Genomic DNA, 9029 nt, shown 5'->3' with positions numbered 1-9029 from the left:
TGCTCGGCGACGGCGGTGCGGGTGTCCTCGTCGAGGGGGACGTCGTGCAGCGCGCGGGCCCAGGCGTGGGCGTCGGCTTCGCCGATGGTGCGGCGATCGAACGCGGCACACAGGGAGAGCAGTTCGGCGGCGTCGGCCGGGGTCATGGTGTGGCCTCCTGTTGGCGGAGTCGGGCCGCGAGGTCGAGGCCGTCGCGGACTCGGGTCGTTGGCCGCCACCGTGCCGTTCTGGCCGAAGCGCGCCCAGTCCGAGAAGCCGTTCAACGCCTCGACCTTGTTGGTCGCCGCCGTCACCCGCGCCCGCAGCGGCACGTCCGAAAGGTAGCGCAGCTGGGCAGTGCGATCGCCTTGCCGACCTCGCGGAACGCCGTATAGAACGCCGTATAGGTGGCGTTGCGCCGCGAGCCGGAGCGCAGGTGCCGCAGCAGCAGGACGGAGGAGATGGTGCCCTCGCGGATCGAGACGATCACCCGCATCAGGTCGCGGAAGTGGGTCTCGATCAGCCGCCAGTCGATGACGTTGCGCCTCGCCTACGCCGTCGTCCACACTCACACAACGGCGTTGTCAGGGATGGCACTTCCTGATCACGAGTAGGGCCGGAGGTCGCTGGTGTCCAGGACAAAACCAAAGGGTTCGGGGATGTGTACTGTTTCGCCGAAGTTGGCGTCTTCACGCAGTCGGTAGCGCCCGTTCTCCACTTCGCTGAAGAGTGTCACCGTCTTTTGCCGGGCATCGACGATGAGGTAGAGGGGGATGCCCATCAGGGGGTAGTCGCGGAGTTTGCCGACCCAATCGTTCTCCGGGTTCGAGGGAGAAACGACTTCCACGGCGATCAGTGCCAGATCAGCGGCCACGCTGCTGGCCGTGGTGGTCATGGCGTCTTCGGGCAAATAGGTCAGGTCGGGGTTGCGAACCTTCGCCGTCTGGGGGGATTCCAGATCTGAATTGCCGGTGTCGATGTACCCCGTCGGGGTGTGTACGTCGAACTGGCGGCGGACCTTGCTGAGGTTGAGTTGGTGGACAGCTGAGGGGGAGGCCTGCATGACGAGGATGTCGCCGGACAGTTCAACTTTGAACCCGTCCGGCAAGGCGCGGCGGGCTTCTTCGAGCAGTTCGAAGTGCTGCGGATTCATCGTGTGCTCCTTGGCGGGGAGTGGGCGTCTGCCGACGGGAGGCCGATTCGGGAAGTTTCTGCAGTCCAGAAGGCCGGCCGTGGGTGGATCAGCTATCTGGGGTCTGTGAGCGGTCTCGGATGGGGTGCTGGACCGACATGGTTGGGCGCCGCGTTTGCCGAGGGCTCGGGCGGAGTGACGTTTCAAGCGGTTGTGGTGGCTGTGCGGGCGGCGAGGAGGGCGGCGGTGGGGTCTGCAGTGGCGGGGGCGCAGGGCCACCATTGGGCGCTGGTGCCGTGGCCTTCGCGAAGGTAGGGGTGCCAGCGGTTGTCGGGGCCGAGACGGATCTGGATGCCTTCGTCGTCGGCAGTGAGGCGATTGCGCCAGGCACGCAAGCGCAGGGTGCCGTTGTTGTCGGGGTCGGCGAGGGTAGTGCGGGCAGCGGCCATGGTGGCGGAGTCGGGGGTGAGGGGCGCGCGGGCGGTGGTGAAGCCGGCGGGGCCGCCGTGGCGCAGGCCGCGGACCAGTCGGGCGAAGTCGAGCGGGGGCAGGCCGGTGGCGAGGACGAGCCGGTGAAACCAGTCCTCGCCGACACCGGTCGCGGCGAGGCGTACGGAGTCCTCCAGCAGGGCGTCGGTGAGTGAGGCGGTGTGTCCGGCGGCGAGCGCGCGGGCCCGCTGTGCGGTGTCACGGGTGAGCGTTTCGAGGTCGTCGAGGGTGAAGGGAGCGCCAAGCGGAGGCTCGGCGGCGAGAGGACAGGGCGCAGCCTCGGGTTCGCCGGGCGCGGCCTCGGCCGCCTCAGGGGCGGCAGGGGTGAAGGCGCCTTTCCAGGTGGCGAACGCGTCGAGGGCGGGCACGCCCTGGCCTCGGGGCGCCTCGCCGAATTCCGGCGATGTGTCGGTGTGGGCCTGGCGACGCGTGCGCAGCGCGGCCAGGACGGCGTCCTTGGTACGGCCACGGAGGGTAAAGAGCCAGAAGGGGTCGTCGTCGAGATGGGCGGCGGTGGCATAGCACAGGGCGGCGGCGTGCTTGCAGGGGTAGCCCCAGTCGGGACAGGAGCACTCGGGCTCGAGTTCGGCCGGTTCGGGCAGCAGGGACACGCCGGCTGTGCGGGCGGCGTCGACGAGGTCGGCGGGCATCTCGCCGTCTAGGAGGGCGGCGGTCCAGCCTGCCTGGGCGGCGATGGCGTCGAAGAGGGCGCCCCACTGGGCGTCGGTGAGGACGCGCAGGCACACCGCTGAGTCGTACGGCCAGGGGGTGCTGCCCTCGACGTCAGCGCGCAGCACGCCGGGGGCGACGGTGACCGGGCCGACCATGCCCTTGCGGGCGTAGGTGCGGCCGCGGGAGAGGCGGCCGGCGTCGAGAGTGGAGGCCTCCAGGGCGTCCACCCATGCCCGGCCCCACCAGCTGGTGGCGAAGGCGCGGCTGCCCGTGCGGGGGGCTTTGCGTGCGGGGGTCATGCCTCGAACTCCTTGGACAGTGCGACGAGTTCGGCAAGGTCGGCGTCACCGAGCTCGGTCAAGGCGGCCTCGCCGGAGGCGATGACCTGATCCGCCAGGGCGCGCTTGGCGCCGAGCAGACGGGCGACCTTGTCCTCGACGGTGCCTTGGGTGGTGAGCCGGTGCACTTGGACGGGGCGGTCCTGGCCGATGCGGTAGGCGCGGTCGGTCGCCTGGTCCTCGACGGCCGGGTTCCACCACCGGTCGAAGTGGACCACGTGGGTTGCCCGGGTCAAGTTGAGACCAGTGCCGGCGGCCTTCAGCGAGAGCAGGAACACGGGGAACTCGCCCTGTTGGAAGGCATCGACCATCTCCTGGCGTCGCGGCACAGGCGTGGCGCCGTGGAGGTAACGGGCGCGGACGCCGCGGTCGGCGAAATGCCGCTCAAGCAGGCGACCCATCTGCGTGTACTGGGTGAAGACCAGGGCACTCTCGCCCTCGGCGACCACCGTGTCGAGAAGTTCGTCGAGAAGTTCCAGCTTGCCGGAGCGAGCGGGCAGCGGCCCGCTCTCGCGCAGGTAGTGGGCGGGGTGGTTGCAGATCTGCTTGAGCGCCGTGAGGAGCTTGAGCACCAGCCCGCGGCGGGCGATGCCCTCCGCCTCCTTGATCCGGGCCATGACCTCGCGTACCTGCGCCTGGTACAAGGCCGCCTGCTCGGTGGTCAAGGTGACAGGGTGGTCGGTCTCGGTCTTGGCGGGAAGTTCGGGTGCGATGCCGGGGTCGCACTTGCGGCGGCGCAGCAGGAACGGGCGGGTGAGACGGGTGAGTTGCTCAGCGGTCTGCCGGGCCGCCTCGACGGTCTCCTCGTCGGTGTCCGTGCCCAGGGCGCCGCGCTCGATGGCTTTGGCGAAGCGGTCGCGGAAAGCGGTGAGCGGGCCGAGCAGGCCGGGGGTCGTCCAGTCGAGCAGTGCCCACAGCTCGGAGAGGTTGTTCTCCACGGGGGTACCGGTGAGCGCGACACGCGCGCGGGCAGGCAGGGCACGCAGTTCGCGGGCTGTGGCGGCGTAGGGGTTCTTAATGTGCTGGGCCTCGTCGGCAGCGACAAGCGACCACGTAACGGCAGCGAGCCGCTCCCGGTCGCGGCGCAGCACTCCGTAGGTGACCAGGACGAGTTCGTCTTCGGCGAGGTGGTCGAGGGTGCGATCCCCGCCGTGGTAGCGGCGCACCGGGGTGGCGGGGGTGAAGCGGGCGGCCTCGCGCTGCCAGTTGCCGAGCAACGAGGCGGGACACACCACGAGGGTCGGACCCGCGGTGTCGGGCTGCTCCTGGCGGTGCAGGTGGAGCGCGAGCAAAGTGATCGTCTTGCCCAGGCCCATGTCGTCGGCGAGGATTCCGCCGAGGGCCAGGCGGGTCATGTCCGCCAGCCAGGCCAGGCCCCGCTGCTGGTAGCCGCGTAGGGTGGCAGTCAGGCCTTCCGGTACCTGGAGCGGGCCGCGGCCCTCGGGGTCGCGCAGCCGGGCGACCAGGTCACCGAAGGCGCCGGCCGCCTGCACGGCGACGCGCTCGCCGTCCTCCTCCAACTCGCCGGTGAGTACCGCCTGGAGCGCGTCCAGCGGGGCGAGCTCGCGGGTACGCCGCCGCCTGAGGCGGGCCACCAGCTTGGGCTCAGCGATGACCCATTGGTCGCGCAGCTTGACCAGCGGGCGATGGGCCTCGGCGAGCAGGTCGAGTTCGGCCTCGGTGAGCCTCTGGCCGCCGAGCGCGACATGCCAGGAGAAGTCGAGCAGCGCATCGCGGCCGACCAGCGTGTCCACGGTCGCGCCGGGCGCTGTCGCCGCCCCGATCTCCGCCCGCGCTTCAAGCGCTTTGACCATCTCCCGCGGCCAGTGCACGCGCACACCCGCCGCGCGTAGCGCATCGGGGGCGTCCCCCAACAGTTCCATAGCCTCCTCGTCCTCGAGCCTGAGCGCGCTAGGGGCGGCCTCAGTCAGCAGCCGGGTCAGCGGCTGCCAGGCACTGGCAGCACGACGCAGCCCCAGCAGCGCCTCAGCCTCGACGTGCGGTCCCAGCAGGCGCTGCGCGCGCCGCGGGTCGGCCCACAGCGCGGCAGCGTCCACGACCAGCGACGGGTCGGCGGCGGTACGCAATTGCAGCACAGCCTGGAAGACGCGGCGTCGCCCGGCCGGCGGCTCCACCCGCAGTTCCACGCTCACCTGCGCGGCCCGCTCGGCGGCGGCCTCGGCCGCCCACTGTGCCAGGCGCGGGTGTAGGGCACTGGTGCGGTCGGCGTACGGGTTGCCTGGCACACTCCAGGCGGCGGCCGGGGTGCGCGGCAAGGTGTCGGCGAGCGCGTCGCAGAACTCCCGTACCAGCGCGGCCGGTTCGGCGATGTGCGGTGCCCGATCGCCGTTCTGAGGGGCGGGTAGGTTGTGGGCGTACGGTGGCAGGGCGGCGGCCAGCGCATCCAGGTCCCGCTTGCCGCGCCCACCGGGCGGCCCGAACCGCCAGGTGGTGTACGTGTCGGAGGTCAACGCCGGATACAGGCGCCCCTCGCCGAGCAGTTCCAGCGCGCGACGGGCGACGGCCGCCCACGCGGCGAGCGACGGATGGACACCGGAGCCGGGCAGGTCAAGCAGGAGGGCGAGCGCGTCGCCGGGACCCAGCGCCCACCCCTCCACCGCGCGGGTGCGTACCCCGCGGCCGTGCGGCACAACGAGCGCGAGCCGGACCCGCCCCACCACCCCTGGTGCGGCGGACTGGGCGGGGACGCGGTCGGCGGTGGCGGCGGGCCGGTAGAGCACCAGACGCCCGAACCGGGCCGGCTGCCCCGGTTCGGCAGGGGCGAACACAGCGGCCCAGCCGCCGGCGGCGAGGTGCTCGCGCGCCCAGGCGACGGCAGCGAGGTCCGCCAGAGGCGCGGCCTCTGCACCGTTCTCGGTGATCTCCCTCACGAGCAGGCTCACTTGGCGCTCCCTGCCTTGAACGCGGCCTTTCGCAACCGCTTGGCCAATGTCTTGTCGACCGGCTTGACGGCGTGAGCCAGCGCGCCGAGCATCTCGCGGGTGTGCGAGTGGCCGGCCCGCCACAGATCGTCGGCCCGCTCCGCCACCTGGCTGAGAGAGCGTGTCCCATCGTCGGGGACCGTCAACAGCCCCTCGCGCAGCGCCTGTTCACCGCGGCGGGCGAACGGCAGCGCGCCGTCCACCAGCATCCACTCCAGGCCCCGCGCCGCCTCGCCCTCGGCCGGCTCACCGATCCGGCGCAGCATCGAGGCAGCCGTGTGCGAACAGCCGGTGACCGTGGAGACGGCGGCCTTCCGCAGCACCACCTTCGCCCGCCCGGCTGCATCCGCCTCCAACACGGCCGTCAGCACCCGCGGCGCCTGAAGGCGGCGTAGTGCGTCCGCTGGCTCCGTGCCGGCGCAGGCGTCCACGACCTGTACTGCGGCATCCGCGGGGGAGCGCGTCGCCAGCCAGCCCGCCACCTCCTGCGCAGCGTCCTCCTCGGAGGAGTAAGAAGGGAGCGAGTGCAACGGTTCGCCAGCGTCAGCCTGGGCCAGTGAGCCGATTACCGGCGCCGGGATACCCACCCGCGTCCACAGCTCACGCAAGCCGCAACGGCCCAGCGGAGTGAGCCGGAAGCGGCCAGACGGCAGCCAGTCGCGCCCGCGGCCGTCGAGTAGCACAGTGAGGGGGCCATCCACCTCCTCCCTCTCGCAGCCTTCACGCTCGGCGGCGCCGAACAACTCCAGCACCCCCGCGGTCTCCTCATACTCCTCGGCCAGAAGCGCCGAAACCAACTTCCGCGCCCGACCTCCGGCAAGCCCTTCCAGACCGCAAGCGAGGTGGCCGGCAACGTCCAGCCACTCCCCGTCCGGCAACTCGTACGCCGCGAGCAGCATCAGGAACCCCAGCGGTGGGACCCTGTAGGTCAGCGACAGCAATCCGCCCAGCGGCCCGTCCAACTCCGGGTCAGAGAGGGAAAGTTCGGCCACTGCGCCCGCCACGGCTCCCTGCCAAGCGGCCAGCAGCGCCGCGTCATCGTCCTCAAGGGGCAGTTCGTCACCGGCATATGCACGGGTGCCGTCCACTTCAACAAAGCCACAGTTCAGCGCCCATGTCCACGGCAGCCCCACCAACTCCATGTCGCCCGCGCTACGGATCTTCGCCAGCTGCGTGGCCCGCGCTTCGGGATCACCCCACTCCTCGGGGGCGATGCGCCACAGCTCAGCTTCCTCCACGGTCTGCCGCGCAAGCTTCGGCCGCAGCAACTCCTTCGAGGTGAGCTCCCGCTCACCGCGGCACCAGTGCCCAAGCCGCACCGCCGCCATGAAAGCAGGCGCTGCTCGCACCGCGCCGGCCAGTTCCGCCTCACCGAGCAGCCGTACAGCGGGCAGCCGGACCTCCGCGGCGCCGAGAAGAAGGCTCGACAGCGGCTCCTCCTCGGCCTCCACGCCGACCTGGCCCTTCCCGCCGGCGTCGACGACGACCGTGCCCGCTCCGCCGGACAGAGGATGCAGACCGCCGCACTCGCAGCAATACATTCCGGGCGGCACGCGCCGCCCGCCCTGCTTACTGCACCCATCCCGCCACGCGTCGGCAGACCGCCGCAGCCGGACCCCGGCCAGCGCCCGGGTGACCTTGGCGGGGTCGAACGCAGCCGGGTCGAAGCCCTCCCCACGAAGGCCGGCCAGCATCTCGTCGTACAGGCCGTCGTCCTCGCCCTGGACTTCCGTAGGCCGAGGACGTCCCCCGTCCTCGTAGCGCTGAAGCACTTCGGCCAACCTCCACACACCGCCGAGATCTTCGGCAGCAGGTATAGCCTGGCGCTCGCCTGCGCACACCGCGCGCGTCCCCTCACCTTCCTGGGCCGGGCGCACCGCCTCCACCGTGACCCGGTGCAGCCAGTTGTCACCAAAGCCGTAGGTGTCCATGCGGTCGCCAGCACGCGGCAGGACGTCCGCGAGTGCCGCCCTATCCTCGTCGAAGGCCGGGATGCCGACATCCCCCGGCGGGGCGTACCGACCGCCCGAGAGGTCCTCGAAAGCGTGCAGGTGCGCATCCTGCCAGCCAAACGCCACCTGGATCACGTCATACAGCGAGCCCAACGCGATGTCCGACGGCACCGCGAGCCGCCGCCACACCGGCGGTCTCATTCCCTGCAACTGGACCTTGAGCAGGTGGACGGAAGAGAGACGCTCGGCGGAACTGCGCTGGACGTTCATGGACTGAGGACTTCCCACACCTCGGAGGCGTACGGTGAGGGATGCTGCGTACCCGCCACCGTACGCCGAACGGCTGACCTGGCCATTCTTGCAGCCTGGGGCAGGTGGTCCAGCCGCTTAGTAAAACTCACCCGCCCCGCCATGCCACAAGACAATCTCCGAGAAGTGCCGAAGAAGTACGCAGGAGGTGACATCGGCGTCGCGGGTTCACGCAGCTCGTCAGGGAACCTACGGCGAGCCAGCCAGGATCGGCATCCTTCCCAGCCTTTGAAGTCCACTAAACCCGGGCGATTCAGTACCGGTGGGTGTGACGTCGTGGGCCCGTACGATGGCGGTATCGCGAGATGGGCTGGGAGGCGCCATGAGCACGATGTACCCCGAGTATGCGCAGTGGCTGCGCCAGGTGCGGCACTCGATGAAGTTGCCCAAGGTGGCCAAGTTGCTCTTCGACCAGGGGCGCCTATACATGTCGCCGGTGACGGAGGCACACAGCGAGGCAGACGACGCGATCCGCTCCCAGCTGGCGGAGCAGCTGGGAGGGCAGGCCGGGCTCCATGTCACACGAGACAAAGGTGTGCTTCCGGAGCTGGACGGTTATACGCCTGAGCCTGACGTGCTGGTGGTCGATGAGGGCGTGCTCGGACCTGCCGACGCATTCGTGGACCAGCGGCATGTGCACTTTGTCGCCGAGAGCGTCTCACGGTCGACCGTGGGCCAGGACTATGGGCGCAAGCTCAATCAGTATGCGGCTCGCGGAATCCCCGTCTACCTGATCGTGGATGTGCTGGTCGGCGAGTGTGTGCTGTACCAAGAGCCGAAACGCGACGAGTACACCTCGGCTGTGCCCTACGCCTTCGGCGAGGTTGTCGAGTTCGTGCTTGCAGACGTGCCCGTGGCGGTACGCACCGACTTCAAAAAGATCGGCTGAGCTTTCGCTACGACACGGCAGCTGTAGATAGCTGCTGGTGTGCTGTCTGGTCATGGTGTGGTGTCGGCGTAGACGCACGCACAGCCCTGACGTCGTGGACGCCGCCGGGCAGTGCCGGCGAGAGCCACAGCAGTCTCCCCTCATGTGCGGTGATGACCTGTACATTCACGCCTTCACGGCGCACCTTGCCGGAGAAGTGACCCTTGGCGGCGACCCGGTCGGTCTCGGCGACGGTGCCATCCAACAGTACGTACCCGTCGGCGTGGTGGCTGGTGAGGGCTTCCGTCAACGACGGCGCGTACTGGGCGAGACGCTCGATCGTGTCAC

8 protein-coding genes are annotated in these 9029 nt (G+C 70.2%); 1 reads left to right on the top strand and 7 read right to left on the bottom strand.

Going from position 1 to position 9029, the window contains the following annotated elements; genetic code table 11:
- The 6 genes from ACIQU6_RS43090 to ACIQU6_RS43065 all read right to left on the bottom strand — a co-directional run.
- Positions 1 to 293, bottom strand: a 293-nt coding sequence (locus tag ACIQU6_RS43090) for a hypothetical protein (protein ID WP_403487935.1), incomplete at its 3' end; no start/stop codon positions are given.
- Positions 290 to 514: a Tn3 family transposase gene (locus ACIQU6_RS43085; protein ID WP_403487933.1), complete on the bottom strand. Its 225-nt coding sequence runs from the start codon at positions 512 to 514 to the stop codon at positions 290 to 292. The genes ACIQU6_RS43085 and ACIQU6_RS43090, both read right to left, overlap by 4 nt.
- Before the next feature lie 69 nt (positions 515 to 583).
- Positions 584 to 1132 (bottom strand): Uma2 family endonuclease, encoded by a 549-nt coding sequence (locus ACIQU6_RS43080; RefSeq protein WP_403487929.1) that lies wholly within the window; start codon positions 1130 to 1132, stop codon positions 584 to 586.
- 182 nt (positions 1133 to 1314) lie between these two features.
- Entirely contained in the window at positions 1315 to 2571 is a 1257-nt protein-coding gene (locus tag ACIQU6_RS43075; protein ID WP_403487927.1) for an SWIM zinc finger family protein, read from the bottom strand.
- Entirely contained in the window at positions 2568 to 5462 is a 2895-nt protein-coding gene (locus ACIQU6_RS43070; protein WP_403487931.1) for a DEAD/DEAH box helicase, read from the bottom strand. The genes ACIQU6_RS43075 and ACIQU6_RS43070 overlap by 4 nt, the downstream gene beginning before the upstream one ends.
- Before the next feature lie 47 nt (positions 5463 to 5509).
- A complete protein-coding gene (locus ACIQU6_RS43065) occupies positions 5510 to 7774 on the bottom strand; it encodes a plasmid pRiA4b ORF-3 family protein (protein WP_403487925.1) in 2265 nt (754 codons plus the stop codon).
- Positions 7775 to 8135: 361 nt separating this feature from the next.
- Between ACIQU6_RS43065 and ACIQU6_RS43060 the strand changes: the two genes are divergently transcribed.
- Complete coding sequence (locus ACIQU6_RS43060; protein ID WP_403487923.1) at positions 8136 to 8702, top strand: Uma2 family endonuclease; 567 nt, start codon at positions 8136 to 8138, stop codon at positions 8700 to 8702.
- Between the two features lie 7 nt (positions 8703 to 8709).
- Here ACIQU6_RS43060 and ACIQU6_RS43055 read toward each other — a convergent pair.
- Positions 8710 to 9029 (bottom strand): transposase family protein (locus ACIQU6_RS43055; RefSeq protein WP_403487921.1); only part of this gene is annotated, 320 nt, incomplete at its 5' end.

Source organism: Streptomyces sp. NPDC090442, assembly GCF_044769405.1.
In the GTDB taxonomy this organism is placed as follows: Bacteria; Actinomycetota; Actinomycetes; order Streptomycetales; family Streptomycetaceae; genus Streptomyces.
The sequence above is the reverse complement of the archived record's forward strand: the minus strand, read 5'-3'. Positions and strand labels throughout refer to the sequence as shown.

Bases quoted from the DNA above. Each gene is read 5' to 3' on its own strand.
- ACIQU6_RS43065 (WP_403487925.1), bottom strand. From the start codon at position 7,774: ATGAACGTCCAGCGCAGTTCCGCCGAGCGTCTCTCTTCCGTCCACCTG.
- ACIQU6_RS43075 (WP_403487927.1), bottom strand. From the start codon at position 2,571: ATGACCCCCGCACGCAAAGCCCCCCGCACGGGCAGCCGCGCCTTCGCC.
- ACIQU6_RS43060 (WP_403487923.1), top strand. From the start codon at position 8,136: ATGAGCACGATGTACCCCGAGTATGCGCAGTGGCTGCGCCAGGTGCGG.
- ACIQU6_RS43080 (WP_403487929.1), bottom strand. From the start codon at position 1,132: ATGAATCCGCAGCACTTCGAACTGCTCGAAGAAGCCCGCCGCGCCTTG.